The 20,556-nt window shown below is 72.5% G+C and carries 19 protein-coding genes; 13 read left to right on the forward strand and 6 right to left on the reverse strand.

Annotation, left to right across the window (positions count from 1 at the left end; translation table 11 throughout):
• Nucleotides 1-169: 169 nt before the first annotated feature.
• The gene (locus tag ACIQ9E_RS19775) at nucleotides 170-1,516 is read left to right on the forward strand and encodes an NAD(P)/FAD-dependent oxidoreductase (protein ID WP_403708680.1); all 1,347 of its coding nucleotides are present in this window, start codon (nucleotides 170-172) and stop codon (nucleotides 1,514-1,516) included.
• A gap of 97 nt (nucleotides 1,517-1,613) precedes the next feature.
• On the opposite strand, the gene ACIQ9E_RS19780 is transcribed toward ACIQ9E_RS19775, so the two are convergent.
• Nucleotides 1,614-3,080 carry a regulator gene (locus tag ACIQ9E_RS19780; protein WP_403708682.1) on the reverse strand — a complete coding sequence of 489 codons (1,467 nt, stop codon included), beginning with the start codon at nucleotides 3,078-3,080 and terminating at the stop codon, nucleotides 1,614-1,616.
• A gap of 253 nt (nucleotides 3,081-3,333) precedes the next feature.
• Between ACIQ9E_RS19780 and lipB the strand changes: the two genes are divergently transcribed.
• The 4 genes from lipB (at nucleotide 3,334) to ACIQ9E_RS19800 (ending at nucleotide 6,718) form a co-directional block, all read left to right on the forward strand.
• Entirely contained in the window at nucleotides 3,334-4,128 is a 795-nt protein-coding gene (gene lipB, locus ACIQ9E_RS19785) for a lipoyl(octanoyl) transferase LipB (RefSeq protein ID WP_403708684.1), read from the forward strand.
• A gap of 200 nt (nucleotides 4,129-4,328) precedes the next feature.
• Complete coding sequence (lipA, locus tag ACIQ9E_RS19790) at nucleotides 4,329-5,300, forward strand: lipoyl synthase (RefSeq protein ID WP_403708686.1); 972 nt, start codon at nucleotides 4,329-4,331, stop codon at nucleotides 5,298-5,300.
• A 478-nt stretch (nucleotides 5,301-5,778) separates the two neighbouring features.
• Complete coding sequence (locus ACIQ9E_RS19795; RefSeq protein ID WP_403708688.1) at nucleotides 5,779-5,997, forward strand: hypothetical protein; 219 nt, start codon at nucleotides 5,779-5,781, stop codon at nucleotides 5,995-5,997.
• A gap of 10 nt (nucleotides 5,998-6,007) precedes the next feature.
• Nucleotides 6,008-6,718, forward strand: coding sequence for a DUF4191 domain-containing protein (locus ACIQ9E_RS19800; protein WP_403708690.1), 711 nt, complete (start codon nucleotides 6,008-6,010; stop codon nucleotides 6,716-6,718).
• A 148-nt stretch (nucleotides 6,719-6,866) separates the two neighbouring features.
• On the opposite strand, the gene ACIQ9E_RS19805 is transcribed toward ACIQ9E_RS19800, so the two are convergent.
• Nucleotides 6,867-7,334 (reverse strand): RDD family protein, encoded by a 468-nt coding sequence (locus tag ACIQ9E_RS19805; RefSeq protein ID WP_040916515.1) that lies wholly within the window; start codon nucleotides 7,332-7,334, stop codon nucleotides 6,867-6,869.
• Between the two features lie 246 nt (nucleotides 7,335-7,580).
• Here ACIQ9E_RS19805 and glnA point away from each other — a divergent pair, with 246 nt between their 5' ends.
• The 3 genes from glnA to hemC all read left to right on the forward strand — a co-directional run bounded on the left by glnA (nucleotide 7,581) and on the right by hemC (nucleotide 11,007).
• Nucleotides 7,581-8,990, forward strand: a complete 1,410-nt coding sequence (glnA, locus tag ACIQ9E_RS19810) for a type I glutamate--ammonia ligase (protein ID WP_006349678.1) — start codon at nucleotides 7,581-7,583, stop codon at nucleotides 8,988-8,990.
• A 222-nt stretch (nucleotides 8,991-9,212) separates the two neighbouring features.
• A complete protein-coding gene (locus ACIQ9E_RS19815; protein ID WP_403708693.1) occupies nucleotides 9,213-9,722 on the forward strand; it encodes a hypothetical protein in 510 nt (169 codons plus the stop codon).
• Between the two features lie 349 nt (nucleotides 9,723-10,071).
• Nucleotides 10,072-11,007 (forward strand): hydroxymethylbilane synthase, encoded by a 936-nt coding sequence (gene hemC / locus ACIQ9E_RS19820; protein WP_403708695.1) that lies wholly within the window; start codon nucleotides 10,072-10,074, stop codon nucleotides 11,005-11,007.
• 119 nt (nucleotides 11,008-11,126) lie between these two features.
• Here the strand turns inward: hemC and ACIQ9E_RS19825 are convergent, their stop codons facing one another.
• Nucleotides 11,127-11,396, reverse strand: a complete 270-nt coding sequence (locus tag ACIQ9E_RS19825; RefSeq protein WP_403708697.1) for a hypothetical protein — start codon at nucleotides 11,394-11,396, stop codon at nucleotides 11,127-11,129.
• Nucleotides 11,397-11,523: 127 nt separating this feature from the next.
• On the opposite strand from ACIQ9E_RS19825, the gene ACIQ9E_RS19830 reads away from it, so the two are divergent.
• On the forward strand, nucleotides 11,524-11,898 hold the full coding sequence (locus ACIQ9E_RS19830; protein WP_403708699.1) for an arsenate reductase family protein: 375 nt from the start codon (nucleotides 11,524-11,526) through the stop codon (nucleotides 11,896-11,898).
• A gap of 109 nt (nucleotides 11,899-12,007) precedes the next feature.
• Here ACIQ9E_RS19830 and ACIQ9E_RS19835 read toward each other — a convergent pair whose 3' ends face one another.
• Nucleotides 12,008-13,009: a Gfo/Idh/MocA family protein gene (locus ACIQ9E_RS19835; RefSeq protein WP_403708701.1), complete on the reverse strand. Its 1,002-nt coding sequence runs from the start codon at nucleotides 13,007-13,009 to the stop codon at nucleotides 12,008-12,010.
• 228 nt (nucleotides 13,010-13,237) lie between these two features.
• Here ACIQ9E_RS19835 and ACIQ9E_RS19840 point away from each other — a divergent pair, with 228 nt between their 5' ends.
• The 4 genes from ACIQ9E_RS19840 to ACIQ9E_RS19855 all read left to right on the forward strand — a co-directional run bounded on the left by ACIQ9E_RS19840 (nucleotide 13,238) and on the right by ACIQ9E_RS19855 (nucleotide 18,320).
• Nucleotides 13,238-14,875, forward strand: a complete 1,638-nt coding sequence (locus ACIQ9E_RS19840) for a hypothetical protein (RefSeq protein WP_403708703.1) — start codon at nucleotides 13,238-13,240, stop codon at nucleotides 14,873-14,875.
• Nucleotides 14,872-16,029 (forward strand): ARPP-2 domain-containing protein, encoded by a 1,158-nt coding sequence (locus ACIQ9E_RS19845; protein ID WP_403708705.1) that lies wholly within the window; start codon nucleotides 14,872-14,874, stop codon nucleotides 16,027-16,029. The genes ACIQ9E_RS19840 and ACIQ9E_RS19845 overlap by 4 nt, the downstream gene beginning before the upstream one ends.
• Nucleotides 16,030-16,212: 183 nt before the next feature.
• The gene (glnII, locus tag ACIQ9E_RS19850) at nucleotides 16,213-17,232 is read left to right on the forward strand and encodes a glutamine synthetase (RefSeq protein WP_403708707.1); all 1,020 of its coding nucleotides are present in this window, start codon (nucleotides 16,213-16,215) and stop codon (nucleotides 17,230-17,232) included.
• 389 nt (nucleotides 17,233-17,621) lie between these two features.
• The gene (locus tag ACIQ9E_RS19855; RefSeq protein ID WP_403708709.1) at nucleotides 17,622-18,320 is read left to right on the forward strand and encodes a winged helix-turn-helix domain-containing protein; all 699 of its coding nucleotides are present in this window, start codon (nucleotides 17,622-17,624) and stop codon (nucleotides 18,318-18,320) included.
• 141 nt (nucleotides 18,321-18,461) lie between these two features.
• On the opposite strand, the gene ACIQ9E_RS19860 is transcribed toward ACIQ9E_RS19855, so the two are convergent.
• Together ACIQ9E_RS19860 and ACIQ9E_RS19865 are read right to left on the reverse strand one after the other, a co-directional pair.
• Nucleotides 18,462-19,892: a PepSY-associated TM helix domain-containing protein gene (locus ACIQ9E_RS19860; RefSeq protein ID WP_403708711.1), complete on the reverse strand. Its 1,431-nt coding sequence runs from the start codon at nucleotides 19,890-19,892 to the stop codon at nucleotides 18,462-18,464.
• A 47-nt stretch (nucleotides 19,893-19,939) separates the two neighbouring features.
• Nucleotides 19,940-20,551, reverse strand: coding sequence for a hypothetical protein (locus tag ACIQ9E_RS19865; RefSeq protein ID WP_403708713.1), 612 nt, complete (start codon nucleotides 20,549-20,551; stop codon nucleotides 19,940-19,942).
• Nucleotides 20,552-20,556 lie beyond the last annotated feature (5 nt).

Here is a 20,556-nt window from a genome sequence, read left to right on the forward strand (position 1 = left end):
CGCGCGCGGCGAGGATCGGCCACCGCTCCTAACCTCGTGCCGAACTCCGGTATTCGTCGGGCCCGTCGAGGGCATCACCCTGTGGGAGTCCGATCTCCCGCCAGCCGTTGCCGACCTCGGGGAGGGGCACGTGCTCAGCAGCACCTCACACCATGCGGACCATGCGGACGTGATTGTCGTGGGAGCCGGCGCCGCCGGGCTCTCCGCCGCCCTCGCACTCACCGCCGCAGGCATCGGAGTCTCCGTACTGGAGGCCTCGGACCGGCCGGGCGGCCGGATGACCACCGAGGAGACCGACGGGTTCCGTCTCGACCGCGTCGGCCGGTTCCTCAGCACCTCCCACCGGGAGCTGCACCGCCTGCCGGCCCTGTCGGCCCTGACGCTGCGTCCGTTCGCGCCGGGGGTGCTGGTCCACGGCGACGGCAGGCTGCACCGTACGGGCGAGGTGGTACGCCGCCGCGGCCCGGCGCCCCTGCCGTACCCCCGGGCGCATCCCGAAGGGACCGACCCCTCCGGCGCGTACGGCGCATGGGCGGGCCGCAGGGGCGTGGGGGGAGCACTGACCATGGCGCGCGCCCTCGCGAGCGCCCCCAGACCGCTGGACGAGGCCCGGCTGAGCGCCTCCCTGGCCCGGCTCGCCGGGATGTCGGCGGTGCGGCTGGCGGCCCGCCCCGAGCGTCCGGCGGCCGAGGCGATAGCCGTCCGCGGGCTGCCCGCCCGGACCGTCGACGGCTTTCTGCGTCCGCTGCTGTCGGCGCTGCTGTGCGATCCGGAGCTGACGACGTCGAGCCGGTGCGCCGATCTCGTACTGCGCAGCTTCGCCCGGGGCCGCCTCTGCGTCCCCGAGGGCGGTTCGGGGACGATTCCCGGCCTGCTGGCGGCGGCCCTGCCTCCGGGCACGGTGCTCACCGGCGTCCGGGTCAAGGAGGCGTCGATCAACCGGGTCAGTACGGAGGAGTACGGCGAACTGACCTGCCGGGCGCTGGTCCTCGCCACGGGTGCCCGGGAGGCGGCCGAACTGCTGCCGGGGCTGCGGGTGCCGGACTTCCATCCGGTGACCCTGGTGCACCACAGCGCGCCCGAGGCGCCGCCGACGGGTGCGGCGCTGGTGCTGGACGCGGACCGGACGGGCCCGGTGGCGCACACCGCGGTGATGAGCGCGGTCGACCCGGCGCGTGCGCCCGCGGGCCGCGCGCTGATCACCTCGGCGGTGCTGGGCACTCCCCCGGCCGGTACGGACGCCGTGGTCCGCGCCCAGCTGGCGAGGTTGTACGGGGTGCCGACGGACGACTGGGAGCTGCTCGCGGTCCACCGGACGCCCGACGCGGTCCCCGCGATGCCCGCCCCGCACGATCCGCGCCGCCGGGTCCGGGTGCTGTCCGGCCTGTACGTCTGCGGCGACCACCGCGACACGAGCACGGTCCAGGGCGCCCTCCGCTCGGGCCGCCGCGCCGCCCAGGCGGTCCTGCGCGATTTCGGCATCCCCGGCGTCCCGGACCTGCCGCTCGCGGCGTGAGCCCTCGCTGCGGCCGTGCCCCGGGGCCCGGGGCACGGCCGGGTGGTGGCGGCCACGGCCCGCCCGCCGGGCCCGTGGCCTCCCGCACCGGTGGCGGCTAGCCGAGGGCCGCGACCCGCTCCCGGTAGGTACGTACCGCCGCCGCCTCGCGGTACGGCTCCAGCCTGCGCTCGAAATCGCGGACGTACTCCAGCGCCCGGACCGAGCGCATCTCGGACGCCTGGAGCGCGGCCTCCGCGCCCAGCGCGCACGCCTGGTCGAGTTCGCCGAGGCCGAGGCGGGCGGTGGCGAGGACGACCCGGCAGAAGAGGCGGCTGCGGGCCGGCCCGTGCGGGCGGAGCCGGAGGGAACGCTCCGCGTGCTGGACGGCGGGGCGGTACTGCTGGAGATCCCGGTAGCAGTGCCCGAACTCGTCCGCGAGCTGTGCCTCGTCGAAGAAGCGAGCCCAGTGCGGCACCTCGTCGCCCGAGCGGGCCGACTCCAGCGCCCGTTCGGCCCGGACCAGGGCCGCGGTGCAGGCGCGGGCCTCCCCCAGGACGCCGTGGCCACGGGCCTCCACCGCGTGCAGCAGGGACTGCACCACGGGCGGGGCGGAGGGGCCGAGCCCCTGCTGGGCGACCCGGGTGAGCTGGACGGCCTCCCGCCCGTGGCCCAGATAGACGGCCTGGCGGCTCATGGTGACCAGGACGTACGAACCGTAGGCCCGGTCCCCGGCGGCCTGCGCCAGCCGCAGCGCCTGGACGAAGTAGCGCTGGGCCAGGCCGTGGGCGCCGATATCGTACGAGGTCCACCCGGCGAGCCGGGTGAGATCGGCGACGGCGCCGAACAGCCGGCGCCCGGTGACCTCCCCGTACGTACCGCGGAGCATCGGTTCGGCCTCGTGCTCCAGATAGCGGACGAGGGCCTGGCGGGCATGGCCGCCGCCGTACGCGTTGTCGATCGTGCGGAACAGTTCGCCGACCGAGCGCAGTGCGGCGATGTCACCGCCGGAGACCCGCTGGCCCGGGGCGCGTTCGGTGATCCGGTCGGCGGTGCGCTGCCGGGGGACGCCGCTGCCGCCCTGGACGGGTACCCGCGGTCCGCCGGGTCCGGCGCCGGGCGCGGGGTCGCCCCGGCCGACGCGTTCGTCGGCCCGTCCGATCAGCCAGTCACGGCTGGGGACGACGAGCCCGGCGGGGGTGAACGCGATCTTGCGCAGTTCGGCATGGCTGCCGGAGTCCTTGCGCCAGAGCCCGCCGACGATCTCCACGGCCTCCTCGGGGGTGGCGGCGAACTCCAGCCCCGCGTAGACCGGGGCGCAGGCGTCGAGCCCCAGATCCTGCGCGGACAGCCGTCTGCCGAGCCGGCGGGTGAAGACCTCGGCGATGAGTGCGGGGGTGGTGCCGCGCGGCTGCTGGCCCCGGAGCCAGCGGGTCACGGACGTCTTGTCGTAGCGGAGGTCGAGACCGTGCTCCAGACCGAGCTGGTCCACTCTGCGGGCGAGCCCGGCATTGGAGAATCCGGCTTCGGCGATGAGTGCGGCAAGCTGGCGGTTGGGGATGCGCTGCGGGGGTCGTTCCGTCATCAGCCGTGTGGTCTCCTGCCTTCCGGGCCGGTCGCAGCCCTCATGGAACGGCGCGAATTTAGCGGCCCCTCCGGTCCGGCCCGCAGGCTTCGAAGGAGCTTCATCCGAACGTGTGAGGATGGGGGGTGCGCTGACGGGAGAAACCTCCCGCCCGTGGCCCGTACCCCCCGCCGTACAGTGGCAGGGGCGCGGCGGGCACGACGGGCACGGCGGGCACGGCGGGCACGACGCAAGGTTCGAAGGAGGCAGTGCCGTGGGTGAGCTGCGGTTCGTCCGACTGGGCTTCGGCGGGGACGCCGTCGAGTACCAGGAGGCGTGGCAGAAGCAGCGCGAGGTCCACGCCGCGCGGTTCGCGGACGAGGTCCCGGACACGTGTCTGCTGCTGGAGCACCCGCCGGTGTACACGGCGGGGCGGCGGACCGAGGACAGCGAGCGGCCGCTCGACGGCACTCCCGTCGTCGACGTGGACCGCGGCGGCAAGATCACCTGGCACGGTCCGGGGCAGCTGGTGGGCTATCCGATCCTGAAGCTGCCGCGTCCGGTGGACGTGGTGGCGCATGTCCGCAGGCTGGAGGAGGCGCTGATCAACGCCTGCGCCGAGTTCGGCCTGGCAACGAGCCGGGTGGAGGGGCGCAGCGGCGTCTGGGTGCTGGGCGACCCGGTGGAGCAGCGGCCGTCCGCGGGCGGGCTCTCCCTGGACTTCGACCCCCGGCTGCACGACGAGGAGTTCGACCCGCGGCTCAACGGCCCCGAGTACGCCCCCTCCAACGCGGGCCAGCGGCGCGAGGACCGCAAGCTGGCCGCGATCGGGATCCGGATCGCGAAGGGCGTCTCGATGCACGGCTTCGCGCTCAATGTGAACCCGGACAACACCTGGTTCGACCGGATCGTGCCGTGCGGTATCCGGGACGCGGGCGTTGCGTCGCTCGCGGGCGAGCTGGGCCGTGACATCACGATCGCGGAGGTGCTGCCCGTGGTGGAGCGGCAGCTGCGGGAGGTGCTGGAGGGCGCCGATCCGCTTCCGCGGGCGGTCGGGACGACCGCCTGAACCGGCCCGGAGCCGGTCGGCGGCCGGCCCTTGCCGGCCCGGCGACCGCTGAACGGTCGGCCGTCGAACCGCCCTGGGGCCGTTCGGGGGAATGCGCCTCAGCGTGACCGGGTTGTCACGAGACAGGGCCGTACAAAGCACGGGCGTACCCTGGTGTGCGCCGCAGAATCGAATGCCGCGATAGCAGAAAGGGGCGCCACGTGTCCGCTGTCGCACCCGACGGACGCAAGATGCTGCGCCTGGAGGTCCGGAACAGCCGGACCCCCATCGAGCGCAAGCCCGAGTGGATCAAGACCCGGGCGAAGATGGGCCCCGAGTACACGAAGATGCAGAGCCTCGTGAAGCGCGAGGATCTGCACACGGTGTGCCAGGAAGCGGGCTGTCCCAATATCTTCGAGTGCTGGGAGGACCGCGAGGCCACCTTCCTCATCGGCGGTGACCAGTGCACCCGGCGCTGTGACTTCTGCCAGATCGACACCGGGAAGCCGGAGGCGCTGGACCGTGACGAGCCGCGCCGGGTCGGCGAGTCCGTCGTCACGATGGATCTGAACTACGCGACGATCACCGGTGTCGCCCGGGACGACCTCCCGGACGGCGGCGCCTGGCTGTATGCGGAGACGGTACGGGAGATCCACCGGCAGACCGCCGGGCGCGCGGACGGCCGGACCAAGGTCGAGCTGCTGGCCCCGGACTTCAACGCGGTGCCGGAGCTGCTGGACGAGGTCTTCGCCTCGCGGCCGGAGGTCTTCGCGCACAATGTCGAGACCGTGCCGCGGGTCTTCAAGCGGATCCGCCCCGGCTTCCGCTACGAGCGGTCGCTGGAGGTGATCACCCGGGCCCGTGCGGCCGGTCTGGTCACCAAGTCGAATCTGATCCTGGGGCTGGGCGAGGAGCGGGCGGAGGTCTCCGACGCGCTGCGGCAGATGCACGACGCGGGTTGCGAGCTGATCACGATCACGCAGTACCTGCGGCCGTCGGTCCGCCACCACCCCGTGGAGCGGTGGGTGAAGCCCGACGAGTTCGTGGAGCTGAAGGAGGAGGCCGAGCAGATCGGCTACTCCGGAGTGATGTCGGGACCGCTGGTGCGCTCGTCGTACCGGGCGGGGCGGCTCTACCAGCAGGCGATGGAGAAGCGGCTGGCGGGCGAGCGGACCACGCTGCCCGTGGTGTGAATTCAAGCACAAGACATTACCCCTCGGTAACACGAGGGCCGGCGCGGCCCGTATGCTTCCCGCAGGTGGGGACGGCGTACGGGCCGCGTCAGGATCCGGGGGCCGGGCGTCAGGGATTCATCGGCGTTTGACCGGTCGGTCACGCCCTGGTAACACCGAGCAGTGACCCTGGTGTCAGGACCCGGGGACCGTCCGGCCAAAGGCGATCGGAAACGGTCGGGCACAGCCGTATCCGTCTCATCCGATGCCATCTGCTACCACCCGGCACCACCCGGCTGCGGCACGGCACCGGGCCGCCGGCCCTCCGGGACACGGCACCGCCCGCGCACCACCGCTCCGGGTCCCCGCACCGTCGCACGTGCCCGTCGCCCCACCCCGTACCACCGCATCACTCCCGTCCGTCCACCGACCGCGACCGGTCTTCCCCCGCCCTCCGGCGGCCCCGGCCGCGGTCGCCACTCCCCGAAGGGGCCCCGCCATGCAGGCCGCGCAGGCACGTCCGGTACGCGCCACCGCCCTCCCGTCCGTGACCGGCGCCCTGCGCGCCATGGAGTCCCTGCTGCTCGGCGGCGGCCAGCGCACCGCCCGCCGCAACGCCTGGACGGCCGTCCTGGAGGACCGCCGCCGGGCCAGGGACCGGGTCGAGACGGAGCATGTACTGGAGGCCGTGGCGGAGCGCGCGCCGCGGGCCACGTAAACTTCGCAGTATGGCGAGGAAGGCAAAAACGGACAGCACTGACGCTGCTGCGAACCCGGGGCGACTGAAGCAGATCGCCCTCACCTACAAGATGACCCGGAAGGCCGACCCTGTGGTCGGTCTGGTCATCGCGGCCGTAGGAATCGTCACCTTCGGTGTCTTCCTCGGAATCGGCTTCTGGGTCGGCTACCCGATCTATCTCGGCATTCTCGGCTTCCTGCTCGCCTTCCTCTCGATGGCGATCGTCTTCGGGCGCCGGGCCGAGCGGGCGGCCTTCGGCCAGATGGAGGGCCAGCCGGGTGCGGCGGCCGCCGTCCTGCAGAACGTGGGCCGGGGCTGGACGACCACTCCCGCGGTGGCGATGAACCGCAACCAGGACGTGGTGCACCGCGCGGTCGGCCGGGCGGGCATCGTTCTGGTCGCGGAGGGCAACCCGAACCGGCTGAGGACGCTGCTGGCGGCCGAGAAGAAGAAGATGTCCCGGGTCGTGGTGGACGTACCGGTGCACGACATCATCGTGGGCACGGACGAGGGCCAGGTGCCGCTGAAGAAGGTCCGTACGACCATGCTGAAGCTGCCCCGCGTGCTCTCCGGCCCCCAGGTGACCGCGACCAACGACCGGCTGCGCGCACTCGGTGACCTGCTGAGCAATATGCCCCTGCCGAAGGGCCCGATGCCCAAGGGCATGCGGATGCCGCGCGGCGGCCCGAAGATGCGCTGACCGAATCCCGCCTGATACGGAAGGGGCGGCCCGGAGAACTCTCCGGGCCGCCCCTTCCGCGTCCCCTGCGCACCGCCTCATCACGGCCCGGCGGGCGGTCCTCGCCACCCCGGCACCGGCCCTCGGGCCGGGCGCCGTCGGCAAAAGCTCAGAGCCGGACCTGGACGGCCTTGGAGAACCGGTCGTGCAGCCCGCGCCCGTCACGGTCCCAGATCAGGGCGGGAAGCCCGAGGCAGAGCAGCAGACTGCGCAGGAGCACCCGGCCGAAGGGGAGCGGGCCGCCCTCGACCGCCACCACCCGGAGGCGGAAGATCCGCTTGCCCGGGGTGAAGCCGACGGTCCCGAGCGTCAGCACGCTCAGCACGAAGAAGATGCCGAGCGCCCAGTTGCCGCCGGTCTGACGGTTGCCGTCGGCGAAGAAGGCGCTCGCGACCAGGAAGCAGAGCCCCCAGTCGACGAAGATGGCGCCGAGCCGCCGCCCGGTGGGTGCGATGGCGCCGGGCCCCTCCTCCGGCAGCCCGAGCCGCTTGCCCCGGTGCCCGAAGTCGACGCCCATGTCCTCGGCCGCCGCGCGGGGTCCGGAGAGCCACGATCCGATTGCTTGCCTGTTGTCCACCCGTCCACGGTACTGGGCCCGGATCGGTCCCGCGGCAGCCGGGTCGCCCCGCTCACGTTCGCAGCGGCACGGCCCGCAGTGACGTACCCGACCCGGGACACCCGCCCGGTTAACGCGTCCGAAACAATCGGGTCATCCTTGAGAAATCCCCTCTGCCTATGGTCGGGCCTGCGTGTGGCCACCGCACTGGCCGTACGGACGAGCTACCAACCCGCCCCCACCCGGGACGGGAGTAGGAGGAGTTGGATGTTCCAGAACGCCGACGACGCGAAGAAGTTCATCGCCGACGAGGACGTCAAGTTCATCGACGTCCGGTTCTGCGACCTGCCAGGTGTGATGCAGCACTTCACGATCCCGGCGAGCGTCTTCGACCCGTCGGAGGAGCTGGCCTTCGACGGCTCGTCCATCCGCGGCTTCCAGGCGATCCACGAGTCCGACATGGCGCTGCGCGCCGATCTGTCCACGGCGCGGGTCGACCCGTTCCGCCGGGACAAGACGGTCAACATCAACTTCTTTATCCACGACCCGATCACGGGCGAGCAGTACAGCCGTGACCCGCGGAACATCGCCAAGAAGGCGGAGGCCTACCTCGCCTCCACCGGTATCGCGGACACCGCGTACTTCGGTCCGGAGGCGGAGTTCTACGTCTTCGACTCGGTCCGCTTCAGCACCTCCGCGAACGAGGGCTTCTACCACATCGACTCCGAGGCAGGCGCCTGGAACACCGGTGCGGTCGAGAACAACCGCGGCTACAAGGTCCGCTACAAGGGCGGCTACTTCCCGGCCCCGCCGGTCGACCACTTCGCGGACCTCCGCGCGGAGATCTCCCTGGAGCTGGACCGTCAGGGCCTCCAGGTCGAGCGCCAGCACCACGAGGTGGGCACGGCCGGCCAGGCCGAGATCAACTACAAGTTCAACACCCTGCTGGCCGCCGCCGACGACCTGATGCTCTTCAAGTACATCGTGAAGAACGTCGCCTGGCGCAACGGCAAGACCGCGACCTTCATGCCGAAGCCGATCTTCGGCGACAACGGTTCGGGCATGCACGTCCACCAGTCGCTGTGGCAGAACGGCTCCCCGCTCTTCTACGACGAGCAGGGCTACGCCGGTCTCTCCGACACCGCCCGCTACTACATCGGCGGCATCCTCAAGCACGCGCCGTCGCTGCTGGCCTTCACCAACCCGACGGTGAACTCCTACCACCGCCTGGTGCCCGGCTTCGAGGCCCCGGTCAACCTGGTCTACTCGCAGCGCAACCGCTCCGCCGCGATGCGCATCCCGATCACGGGCTCCAACCCGAAGGCCAAGCGCGTCGAGTTCCGCGCCCCGGACCCGTCCTCCAACCCGTACCTGGCCTTCTCGGCCCTCCTCCTCGCGGGCCTCGACGGCGTCAAGAACAAGATCGAGCCGGCCGAGCCGATCGACAAGGACCTCTACGAGCTGGCCCCCGAGGAGCACGCGGGCGTCCCCCAGGTCCCGACCTCCCTCCCGGCCGTCCTCGAGGCGCTGGAGCAGGACAACGAGTACCTCCAGGCCGGCGGTGTCTTCACCTCCGACCTGATCGAAACGTGGATCGACTACAAGCGCACGAACGAGATCGCCCCGATCCAGCTCCGCCCGCACCCGCACGAGTTCGAGCTGTACTTCGACCTCTAAACCGCAGACCGGGCTCATCTGCCACTGAGCCCCGGAGACGCCCTGTGAGGGCCGCCACCTCCTCCTGGAGGCGGCGGCCCTCGGCCGTGCGGTCAGCCGCACGGGGCCCAGGGCTCCCTCCGAGGTCTTCCTTCCGGCGGGCCCGGCCTCCTGCGGGAGGCGGAGGCGGTCTGCCGTCGCGGACGACGTGCGGCTGGCACGGCCGCGGTCAGCATGGAACACATGCCGCCCTCCGCCCCGCCCGTCCCTGCCGCGCCCGACTGGGCCCGTCGGGCCGCGCATGCCATCGCGCTCTGTGCCGTCCCGTCCGGGCTGTGGCGCATCGCCATGGCGTCCGGTGCTGACGTCGGCTACAGCGACCAGGTCCTGCGGGACGTGTTCGCCATCCCGGGCTGGGGCATCGCTTACGTCGTCGGCCTGTCCGTCGTCACCGAACTGGCCGCCCTGTTTCCGCTGCTCCTCGTGCACGACCGGTGGCGGCCGCTGCGCCCCCGTACCCTCGCCGCCCTGGCACGGGCCGCATCGGCCGTTCTGGTTTCGGTGGCGCTGTGGCAGATCGTGGTCCTCTTCACCGTCGAGAGCCGGACCCACCTGTCGAGCGGTACGGCACAGACCGTCTGGGGCCTCGCCTTCGCCCCGCTGCTGGCCATTCCGGTTCTGATGACCGCGGTGACCTGGTCGTACATCAAGCGGCACCGGGCAACGGGCGGGGTCCAATCCCCCACCACGTAACACCCGGGCGCGGTCGGCGCCGACGCCCTCCGGTCCGGGTGTCCGGGCCGGGGGCGGCCGGTCAGCGCTTCTTCTTCCGCTTCTTCTGCCACGGCGTCCACGGCCCCGGTGCCGCCGGCTGCGCCAGTAGCCGATCACCGCCGGGTTCCGGCAGGGTCTGCCGGTGCCCGATGCCGATGCCGATGCCCCCGAACGGGGCGGACCCTGAAAGCGAACGCCGTTGCGCAGCAAGGGAGCTGACGCCGCCACAGGCCGGACCGCCCCCGAGGACGGTGGGCGCGGCCGAATTGCCGCGCCGGACCGGGCGCGGTGAAACGACCATGGAGCCGAAACCCCTATGGTGTTCCGCATGTCCGTTCCCGAACTCATCCGTATCGTCACCCGTTCGTCTCCCATGGCCCTCGCCCAAGTCGAGCGGGTACGAGGCGAACTGGCCGCCCTGCACCCGGGGATCCGGACGGAGGTCGTCCCCGTGACGACCTCCGGCGACCGCTGGATGGGCGATCTCGCCAAGCTCGGCGGCAAGGGCGCCTTCACCAAGGAGGTCGACGCGGCACTCCTTGCCGGGGAGGCCGACCTCGCCGTGCACTGCGTCAAGGACATCCCCGCCGACCGGCCCCTTCCGGCAGGGACCACCTTCGCCGCCTTCCTCGCCCGTGACGACATCCGGGACGCGTTGATCCACCCCGGCGGTCTCACTCTGGACCAACTGCCCCCGGGCACCCGGATCGGGACCTCGTCCGTGCGCAGGATCGCCCAGCTGGCGGCCTCCCACCCGGAGTTGGAGTGCGTCCCGATGCGGGGCAACGCCAACCGGCGGCTGGAGAAGCTGGCCGCCGGGGAGGCGGATGCCCTGCTGCTGGCGGCGGCCGGGCTGGAACGCATCGGGCGCCCGGACGTGATCAGCGAAATCCTCTCCGTCGAGACCATGTGCCCGCCGATCGGCGCGGGCATTCTGGCCCTTCAGTGCCGTGAGGCGGACACCGCGACCATCGACCTGGTCAGCGCGCTGGGCTCACCGGCCACCCATCGGGAGGCGACGGCCGAGCGGATGCTCCTCCATGTGCTCCAGGGGCACTGCAACTCCCCCATCGCCGGCTATGCGCGGGCCGAACGCGGCGGAGAGCTGTCCCTGCGCGCCAAGGTCTTCACCCCCGACGGCAAGCAGGTGCTCAACGCCCATGAGTGGGCCGGGCCGCTCGACCCGGCGACGCTGGGCACCTCCGTCGCGGTGGCGCTGCTGCGACAGGGCGCCCGGGAACTGATCGACGGCATTCCGCACTGAGACCGGAAGGACCCGGTGGCGGCACCGGGTCGATATGCCGCGCCGGCCGGTGCCGAGCCGGTGCCCCCGCCGCGCTGCGGGGACACCGGCTCATCGCGTCCTGACCGGACGCGGGTCGCTCAGCGGCCGTACCGGATCAGCGCCCTGACCATCCGGCAGGTGCTGTCCGACGGCGGGTGGACACCGATATGGTCCGCCGTCGTCCGGATCCGGACATTGTCGGCTGTCGCCGGGTGGTAGACGCCCGAGTCCAGCAGGGCTATCGCCAGGCGCATCGCCTTGAGCCGGCGGTTGTGCGTCACATACCACTCGCGCGGCCGACCCGCCGGGAGGGGTGTCTTCGTCAGGGGAGCGGGCGCCGCAGTGTGCCCCGCAGCGGGCTTTCTCATAAGTCTGGATACGGCCATCGACAACCTCCAGTTGCGGTGGCGGGACCATCCCGAACTGATCTCCATTCTACTGGGGGCCACTGACAATCGGCCCTGGCCAGACGGGGTGCACGCTACCGTTGGCGCCATGGAGATCTGGATCAATCCCGCCTGTTCGAAATGCCGCGGCGCCCTCGGTCTGCTCGATGCGGAAGGGGCTTCGTACACCGTCCGCCGCTATCTGGAGGACGTACCGGACGCCGCCGAGATCCGGGCGGTGCTCGCACGGCTCGGGCTGGAGCCGTGGGAGATCACCCGCACCCGGGAAGCGGCTGCCGGGGAGCTGGGGCTGAAGGACTGGCCGCGCGATGAAGCTTCGCGCGCCCGCTGGGTGGACGCCCTCGCCGCCCACCCCGGGCTGATCCAGCGGCCGATCATCACCGCCGACGACGGGACCGCGGTGATCGGCCGGACGGAGGAGGCCGTCCGGGACGCCCTGCAGCGCGGTGACGGACGTCCCTGACCCCGCCCCGCCCCCGGCGCCGGTCTGACAGCGACGGGGCTGCCTCAGAAGGTTCGGAGGTGGAGGTTGAGTGAGTTCCGGGTCCCGGCCCCTTGGGCGCCGGGGGCGCTCACAGCTTTCCCAGACGGTCCTCCGCCTCCGCCAGGATCTCCGTCAGGCGCAGACCGAAGCGGATATCGCAGTCGTCCGGCCGGCCCGTACGCACGCTCTCCACGAGGGCGTCCACCGCCGCGTGGAACGCCGACACGGAACCGGCCCACCGGGGCAGGGTCGCCGGGCCCTGGTCACCGAGGAGTTCAAGGTGGACACCGGCCGCCTTCGGCGGGGCGCTCAGGCCCAGCGCCGCCGTGCTGGATGCGCCCGAGGTATGGCGCAGGGCCAGATGGACCGTGTCCTCGGGGCCCCGGAAGGCGGCCACCTCGGTCACCTCGCCCAGGATCGGTATCAGCACGGACAGCACATGCGGGCCCAGATCCCACAGGCCGCCTCTCTCCCGCCGCCAGGGTGAGGCCGCGAACCGATGGTCGGACGCATCGGACGCGGGATCGTAGAGCGAGCCCAGCCAGCGGGCCGAGGCGGTGAACCAGCCGCCCGTCGCGGACTGCTCGACCGTCCAGGCACGGGTCGCCGGAGCGAACCGGAGGGTGCAGAACACCACCGAGGCGACACCCGCCGCGGCCACCGCGTCCGCCGCCGCCCGGGCCTCCGGCACACCGGTCGCCACCGGTTTGTCCAGCAGCACATGGCATCCGGCACGGGCCGCCCGGACCACCAAAGGCGCCTGCACATCCGGCGGCACCGCGAAGGCGACCGCATCACAGGCCGCCAGCAGGTTGCCGAGACCCTCCTCGCCGTCGTAGGCAGTGGTGTCCCAGGTATCGGCAAGGACTTGGGCGGCCTCCGGGCGCCGGGCCCAGATCCCGGCGAACACCACCTCGTCGTGGCTCGCGAGAGCGGGCGCCTGGGTCTCCTCGGCCCACGGTCCGGCTCCGACCAGACCGATCCGGAGCCTCCCCCGCCCGGACCGCTGCCCCGATTCGGATTCCGGTTCCGGAGACGGTGCCGGTGCTGGTGCCGGTGCCGGTGTCCGCTTCTGCTCTTCTTCCGTCATGCGCCCAGTCTGCCCATCGCCCACCGCACGGATCCCGTTTTATCCACAGCGCCGAGCCATCATGCGATGTTAATTTGAACCGACCGGCCGCGGGACTCCGGTGTGACTTCCGGAACTTGCCTCTGAAGCACTGTTTACGCTGATCGCACCCCCATTCCCCGGCCGGTTTCTGCTGCCCGGACGCCCTCCGGGCGCCGTGGTGTTCATGGAGCGGACTGGACGGAGGTCATGATGGCCGTGGAACCCGCAGGGGCCGCAGAGTCGGTGCGGCCCGCAGATTCGGTGCCGTCCGCGGAGTCGGTGCCGTCCGTACGGGCGGTGCCGTCCGTACGGGCAGTGCAGTCCGCCGGAGAGCACCGCGCCGGTCTCGTCGCCGCCGAGGACCTGCTCCTCTTCGTCAACGCGGCGATCACCGCGACCGGTCAGCGCGAGTTCCGCTCCGACGCGGCCGAGCAGCAGCTGTCACTCGCCTTCCTCCATGAGTACGTGCAGGTCAACCACCGCTCCCTCTATACCGCGGCCCTCGCCCTCAATATCAACGACCACAACGCGGCCCTGATCGTCGAACGGCTGCTCCGCACCGCGCGCGAGGCCACCGCCGAGCAGAAGCGCACCGAGGGCCGGCTGATCGCGGCACGGCTCGCACTCCTCCCGCCGCAGCGCGTCTACCGGCTCTTCCGGGCGCTCCGCACCGCCGGGGTGAACAACCGGCGCACCCGCGCCGTCCAGCGGGACTGGCTGGCGGCCCGGCCGGATCTCGGCCTCGACGCGGTCAAGTACCGGCGGGGGCTGAAATCCGCGGTCCGGCACGCCCATCCCGCGGCCCGGGTGCTCGGCACCGGGCCGCTCGCCGACGGCCGCGCGGGCGAGCTGGGCGACTTCCTCTTCCGGCCCGGCACCCGGACCCGCTACAGCCATCCCCTCCTCGATGCCTACCGCCGCGCCCACTACGAGCAGCAGGCGGTCTACGAGCTGCCGTTCACCGTCGCCCAGGGTTTCGCCGCCCGTCACCGCATCCCACGGGAACGCTTCCTCGAAGGCATCGCGCCCCGGATGACCCGGCTGGAGAAGCTGCGTACGGCCGAATCGACCGGAGGCCGCACCGGCGAGCAGGAGCTGTCGGAGCTGCCGCTCACCCGGCTCGCGCTCTACACCCTCTCCCTGCCCCGCGCCGAGCGGGCGGCCCGCCGGACCGTGCTGACGGCGGCGCTGCGGTCGGCCGCCCGGCGCTCCGCGGGTGCCGGCGCGGGCACCTGGGGCCGGGTCTCCGCCGTACTGGACGACAGCTACTCCTCGTACGGCTCCGGGGTCAAACGGCGCCGTCCCCTCGCGGTGGCGCTGGCCGCGCACTTCCTGCTGGAGGCGCTCGCCGCGACGTACCGCCCCCACTGGACGTCGGGCCTGACCGATCCGCTGATGGCACACCCCGTGGGGCCGACCCCGCTCGGCACGCGGATCCTCGACGCCCTGGAGGACTCCCCCGGCCGGCTGGTGATCGTGTCGGACGGCTGGGACAACGCACCGCCGGGGCTCGCGGGTGAGGTGCTGCGGCTGTGGCGCACCGCGCTGGACCCCGGGCGGGCCACGGCGGTGGTCCATGTGAACCCCGTCTACGACGCGGAGGGGTACGACGTCCGGCGGCTCGCGCCCGCGGTGCCGACCGTGGGGATCCGGGACGCGGAGGATCTGCCGGCGCTGGTGGAGATCGGGCAGTTCGCGGAGGGCCGTACCGGCCCGGCCGAGCTGCGGGCCTATCTGGACCGCCGGACGGAACGGTTCCTGCGGAGCTACGAGGGACGCCTGCCGGACAGCGGACGGGACAGGAACGGGAGCGGGTACGAGGGCGGGGAGGCCGGGCGGATATGAGCGGGCTGGACATGACCGGGCTGACCACCGGCCCGGCACAGGTGTGGGGCGGCATCCGGCTGGTGCCCCTGCTGCGCGACGCGCCCGTCGCCGGGCTCCGGCTCCACCGCGACCTCGGCACGGCCGCGGACGACGACCTCGGCGACCCGTGCGACGGCCCCTGGCGGGTCTCGTACGTCCCGCACGCCTTCGTCGCCGACTGGTCGGGCGACGGCTCGTGCGGCGCCGCCTACGGCACCCGGCTCGGCCCCGGCAACGGTACCGCGGAACCCGTCCGCATCCCGGTCTCCCCCGGCCGGCGTCCGGCGCGCCGGGTCCGGGAGCGGGGCCGTCGCGGCCGTCCGCCCCGGGCCACGGACCGGCTGCGGTTCCTGCCGCTCCAGCTGGCCCTGGCGGGCTATCTGACCCTCCACTTCCGCGGTCCGTCGATCGCCTGGGACGAGTGGTCGCGGTCGGCGCTCCAGCGCGGGCTGTCGCCCCGGGAGGAAGCGGCGTACGCCGGAGCGTCCGTACCCGGGCTCGGTGAGGCGCTGCGGGTCTTCGAGATCCACCCGCGCCAGTGCGGAGTGCTGCTGTACGCGGCCGATGCCCTCGCCGCGGCCTTCGTGGTCCCGCACCCCGCCGACTACCGCGCTCTGCACCGCACGCTGGTGGAGGATCTGTACGGGGAGCTGGTGTACCAGTACGCGTACTACGCCCGTCCGCTGCCCGCGTTCGAGGCCCGGCTCGGCGACGGGCGGAACGTGCGGACCACGGCGGATCTGCGGGCCGCGGCCCGGCGCGCCGAGGCCGAGTGGCGCCGGGACCACGACTCGATCCTGGCCGCCGGGCTGCTCGCCGAGGGCTACCGCTTCGAGCGGGTTTACACCATGGCCGGGTTCACCCTCCAGCGGTTCCTGCCGGGGTTCGTACCCGGGCGGGAACAGCACATCGGAGAGCTGATCCGGGACCACAAGGGACGGACGGCCTATCTGAAGACGTTCCGGCTTTCGGAGGTCCAGGTGCGGCGGGGGCATCTGCTGGACGCCCTGCACCGGGCGGACTGGCAGCCGGGGCGGACCGCGGAGGCGCTGGGGACGTCCGTCGAGGAGCTGGCGCGGCGGATCCGGAGCGCGGGATTCGGTTCGCTGCTGAAGCACGGGGACCTTCGGTAGGCGCGGTACGCGCGGTACGCGTGACCGGGAGAGGGGCCGGGCCCGGGGAAGCCCGGGGAGCGCGAACCTGCCGAATGGGCCGCTCACGGGCGTAACACGGGGTTCATCAACGGGCAACGGGTGGGAAATCGCCCGTTGCCAAGCTGCTGAGCGACCCTGCTGCACCCGCAAAGGATGAGGCCCGTGACCATCAAGGCTGAGTACATCTGGATCGACGGCACCGAGCCGACGGCCAAGCTGCGTTCCAAGACCCGGATCCTTCCGGCCGGCGCGGAGCTTCCCATCTGGGGTTTCGACGGGTCCAGCACCAACCAGGCCGAGGGCCACGCCTCCGACCGCGTACTGAAGCCGGTGTACTCCTGCCCGGACCCGATCCGCGGCGGCGACCACCTCCTCGTCCTGTGCGAGGTCCTCAACACGGACATGACGCCGCACTCCTCCAACACCCGCGCCGAGCTGGTGGAGATCGCCGAGCGGTTCGCCGGGCAGGAGCCGGTCTTCGGCATCGAGCAGGAGTACACCTTCTTCGAGGGTGACCGTCCGCTCGGCTTCCCCGTCGGCGGCTTCCCGGCGCCCCAGGGCGGCTACTACTGCGGTGTCGGCGTGGACGAGATCCACGGGCGGGACGTGGTCGAGGCCCATCTGGAGAACTGTCTGACCGCCGGTCTCGGCATCTCGGGCATCAACGCCGAGGTGATGCCGGGCCAGTGGGAGTTCCAGGTCGGCCCGCTCGCCCCGGTCGAGGTGGCGGACCAGCTGTGGATCGCCCGCTGGCTGCTCTACCGCACCGCCGAGGACTTCAAGGTATCCGCGACGCTCGACCCGAAGCCGGTGAAGGGCGACTGGAACGGCGCGGGGGCGCACACCAACTTCTCGACGAAGGCGATGCGGGAGTCGTACGACGCGATCATCACCGCCTGCGAGTCCCTGGGCGAGGGCTCCAGGCCGATGGACCACGTCAAGAACTACGGTGCGGGCATCGACGACCGGCTCACCGGTCTGCACGAGACGGCGCCGTGGAACGAGTACAGCTACGGAGTGTCGGACCGGGGTGCCTCGGTCCGGATCCCGTGGCAGGTCGAGAAGGACGGCAAGGGGTACATCGAGGACCGCCGGCCGAACGCGAACGTCGACCCGTACGTGGTCACCCGGCTCCTCGTGGAGACCTGCTGCACGGCTCTGGAGAAGGCCGGGCAGGTCTGACGGGCCGTCGGGGCAGACCATGGAGGGGCGCACGCCGCAGACGGCGTGCGCCCCTTCTGCCGTCCGCTCCCCCGACCGCTCGCGGCGGACCAAACCTCCCGCCGGTGTGATGAGACAGGCATCTCGATGGGTGAGAGGAGCCCTCCTTCACGGGGAGTTCATCTGGTTCAATGAGCACATGACCGGCTTCCAGAACTCCGTGACGGGTCCCAGTGACCTCGAACCGTTCTGGCCTTCCCGGCAGCACCACGACTTCGACCGGGTGTGTTGCCGCGCGATGAACGCGCGGGCCCTCTAAAACCGGTCTTCCGGCCTTCGGCCAGCGCGCACGACGTACGTCCGTTCCACCGACTCGTCGAACCCTCCGCGCGAAAGAGAGCTGACCTCTCATGGCGAATATCGTCAACTCCCGTACCCGTACGTTCTCGCCCGCCCCGGCGGTGGCCGCGGCCCGGGCCGGTGCCGCCTCCGCGGTACCGGGCCGGGCCGGCGGCCGGCCGCCCGCCGCCCGCCCGGAGCGTCACCGGCTGCGGGCCGTCGCCCCCGGCGAGGTCGTACCGCCCGGTGCCCTGCGGACGCTGACGGATCTGCTGCCGCCCGGCGCCACCTGGCTGCCCGCGCCCCAGCACCAGGTCCCGGCCCTGCCGGGGCGGCCGCCGATGGTGGGCTATCTGGTGCTGGTCCCGGCCGACCAGCTGCCGTCCGCTCCGGCCCCGGCCGGCGGGCCGGCCGGGATGGTCGCTCCGGCCGGGGAAGCGGCGGCCCCCGCGGCGGCGGGCCGCGGCACCGCGCAGTCCGGTTACGGGGAAGGGCCGGTGGCGATCGACCCGGCCGAACGCGTGGCCCGGGTCGGCGGCCGTGCCCTCGACCTGACATATCTGGAGTTCGAGCTGCTGGCCCATCTGGTGGCCCGGCCGCAGCGGGTGCACACCCGCGACCATCTGGTGTCGACGGTCTGGGGGTACGGGCATGTGGGCGACGGCCGGACGGTCGACGTCCATATCGCCCGGCTCCGGCGGAAGCTGGGTGCGGAGCACCGGCACACGATCCAGACGGTACGGCGCGTGGGGTACAAGTACGCGCCCTGAGAAGGGGGCCCGGGGGCGGGGCCGACCCGGGGGTTACCCACCCGGGGTTCCCTACCCGGGCCGGGTACCGGAACCGTACTCAGGACCGGGTACGGCCCCGGGGGCCGGGGCCGTACCCGGAGCCGTACCGGCCGGCGTCCGTCAGACCGCCGTGCCGCTGCGCGCCCGGAGCCTCGTCACGGCACCGACCGCGAGGTCCACGGCGAGGAACACCAGCAGGCTGATCCCGAGCAGCGGTACGAACCAGCCGATCACGACGGTCGCGGCGGCCAGCACCAGCAGAGCGAGCGGCGGAACCTTTCGCCAGGCTCCGCGCGGTACCGGGCGGCCGACCGGGGAGCGGCCCTTGGTGGGACGCCGCAGCCACCACATCCGGTAGCCCCAGAAGATCACCAGGATCAGAGCGAGCGCCAGGGCGGCCAGCGCCAGCTGGTTGACGAGCCCGAACAGCACACCCATATGGGCGTCGATGCCGAACCGGGTCAGCTTCGCGAGCAGCGGGTAGTCGGAGAAGCGGAGTTCGTCCATCACCTTGCCGTCGGCCGGGTTCACGGCGACGGAGTCGAGGTGGACGGGGAAGGTGGCGTCGGTCTCCTTGATCAGATAGCCGGTGCCTTCGCCGGGCAGGGTGATCGACAGCTGTCCGTCGATCCCGGCCGCGCGGGCGGACTCCAGGGCCCGGTCGATACCGACGTCGGCGCCGTGGTGGGCGCCGCCGGTCCCGCCGCCGCCGTGGTTCGCGTGGTCACCGCCGCCGGAGGAGCCGTCGAGGCTCGCCGAGACCGACGGGGTCGCACCGCCCAGCTGGTCCTGGACGGCCCCGATGTTCTCACCGGCGTAGCGGGACCAGGTCAGTCCGGTCGCGGAGAGGGCCACGAGCCCGGCGACGGCCCAGAGTCCGACGGTGCCGTGCCAGGACAGGGTTCGCCGGCGGCCCTTCGCTCCGCGTTCGGGCACGATCAGGGCGCGCCGGGAGGCCCGTCTGCGGCCGAGCCACAGCGCGAGTCCGCCGAGGGCGACGACCCAGAGCCAGCTGGCGGCCAGTTCGCTGTAGTTGCGGCCGAACTCGCCGAGGCGCAGATCGCGGTGGAGCCCGTCCAGCCAGGTCCGCAGGGGAAGGGCGCCGGAACTGCCGTAGGAGGGCAGTTCGCCGCGTATCTCGCCGGTGTGCGGATGGACGAAGACCGCGAGTGACGTGCCCTCGGGGGTGCCGGGGGCGTCCATCAGAACACGGGTGGTGTCGCGTTCGCCGGTCGCGGGCCAGACGGCGGTGACGGTGCCGTCGGGACGGGCGTTGCGGGCGGCCGCGATCTGGTCGGCGAGGGGCATGGGGCCCTCGTAGCGGTCACCGGCGGGGACGGTCAGCTCCTGCCGGTAGACGATCTTCTCGGCCGGGACGGAGAGCGCGTACAGCAGTCCGCTGACGGCGGCGATCAGCAGCAGGGGGGCGATGAGCAGCCCCGCGTAGAAGTGGATCCGCAGCACGAGGGGGCGCAGCCTGCTCCAGAGGGAGCCGGTCACCGCCTCCTGTTCGGTCTCGGTTCTGCCGTGGGCAGAGGTGTCGATGGACATGGCGTTCCTGAAGGTGAGTGTGTCGACATGGGGGAGGCGGCCCCCGGTCAGACGGCGGCTCCAGGGGCCGTGGCGCGGGTACCGGTGAGCGGCGGCGGGCCGCGGCGCACCAGGGTGTGGCCGAGGAGGACGGCGGCGCCGGAGCGCGCGGGCCCGGTGGTACGGGGAAGGGCCCGGCGGCGCGGGACGTGGTGGGCGTCCGGGGACGCGAGGAGCAGCTTCAGCGGGGTGAAGGCGAGGGCGGCGACGGCACGCGCCAGCCGAAAGAACGATTCCTCACCCCTGGCCAGCCAGAGCCCGCAGACCGCGGCGGCGAGAACGTGGGCCGCGAGCATGCCCGGACCACCGGTCGGCAGCCAGTCGACGGCGGCGGTACCGGTGCCCTGGTGGTGGCCGCCGGCGTCGCCCTGGGCGCCGGCGTAGAGGAAGTGGAGGGCGCCCTGGGCCGTGAGCAGACCGGTACCGATCGCGAGCGGGCCGCGGCGGCGGGCTGCGGCAAGCCAGCCGGTGGCGGCGGCCACCGCGAAGGCGGGCAGCAGCACGGCGAGAGGGACAACGTGCCCGGACATCACCATATGCCCCGTCGCCGACAAAGCGGTGCACACCGCCGCGAAGAGTGCGGCCCGCAGGGCTCGCATCGGCGGCCGGGGTTCTGTCATGGTCC

The sequence above is a fragment of the Streptomyces sp. NPDC094448 genome, assembly GCF_044763775.1.
In the GTDB taxonomy this organism is placed as follows: domain Bacteria; phylum Actinomycetota; class Actinomycetes; order Streptomycetales; family Streptomycetaceae; genus Streptomyces.

Bases quoted from the DNA above. Each gene is read 5' to 3' on its own strand.
- ACIQ9E_RS19780 (WP_403708682.1), bottom strand. From the start codon at position 3,080: ATGACGGAACGACCCCCGCAGCGCATCCCCAACCGCCAGCTTGCCGCA.
- ACIQ9E_RS19800 (WP_403708690.1), top strand. From the start codon at position 6,008: ATGGCGAGGAAGGCAAAAACGGACAGCACTGACGCTGCTGCGAACCCG.
- ACIQ9E_RS19835 (WP_403708701.1), bottom strand. From the start codon at position 13,009: ATGACGGAAGAAGAGCAGAAGCGGACACCGGCACCGGCACCAGCACCG.
- glnA (WP_006349678.1), top strand. From the start codon at position 7,581: ATGTTCCAGAACGCCGACGACGCGAAGAAGTTCATCGCCGACGAGGAC.
- ACIQ9E_RS19860 (WP_403708711.1), bottom strand. From the start codon at position 19,892: ATGTCCATCGACACCTCTGCCCACGGCAGAACCGAGACCGAACAGGAG.
- ACIQ9E_RS19855 (WP_403708709.1), top strand. From the start codon at position 17,622: ATGGCGAATATCGTCAACTCCCGTACCCGTACGTTCTCGCCCGCCCCG.
- hemC (WP_403708695.1), top strand. From the start codon at position 10,072: ATGTCCGTTCCCGAACTCATCCGTATCGTCACCCGTTCGTCTCCCATG.
- ACIQ9E_RS19795 (WP_403708688.1), top strand. From the start codon at position 5,779: ATGCAGGCCGCGCAGGCACGTCCGGTACGCGCCACCGCCCTCCCGTCC.
- ACIQ9E_RS19865 (WP_403708713.1), bottom strand. From the start codon at position 20,551: ATGACAGAACCCCGGCCGCCGATGCGAGCCCTGCGGGCCGCACTCTTC.
- ACIQ9E_RS19845 (WP_403708705.1), top strand. From the start codon at position 14,872: ATGAGCGGGCTGGACATGACCGGGCTGACCACCGGCCCGGCACAGGTG.
- ACIQ9E_RS19840 (WP_403708703.1), top strand. From the start codon at position 13,238: ATGATGGCCGTGGAACCCGCAGGGGCCGCAGAGTCGGTGCGGCCCGCA.
- ACIQ9E_RS19830 (WP_403708699.1), top strand. From the start codon at position 11,524: ATGGAGATCTGGATCAATCCCGCCTGTTCGAAATGCCGCGGCGCCCTC.
- ACIQ9E_RS19825 (WP_403708697.1), bottom strand. From the start codon at position 11,396: ATGAGAAAGCCCGCTGCGGGGCACACTGCGGCGCCCGCTCCCCTGACG.
- ACIQ9E_RS19815 (WP_403708693.1), top strand. From the start codon at position 9,213: ATGCCGCCCTCCGCCCCGCCCGTCCCTGCCGCGCCCGACTGGGCCCGT.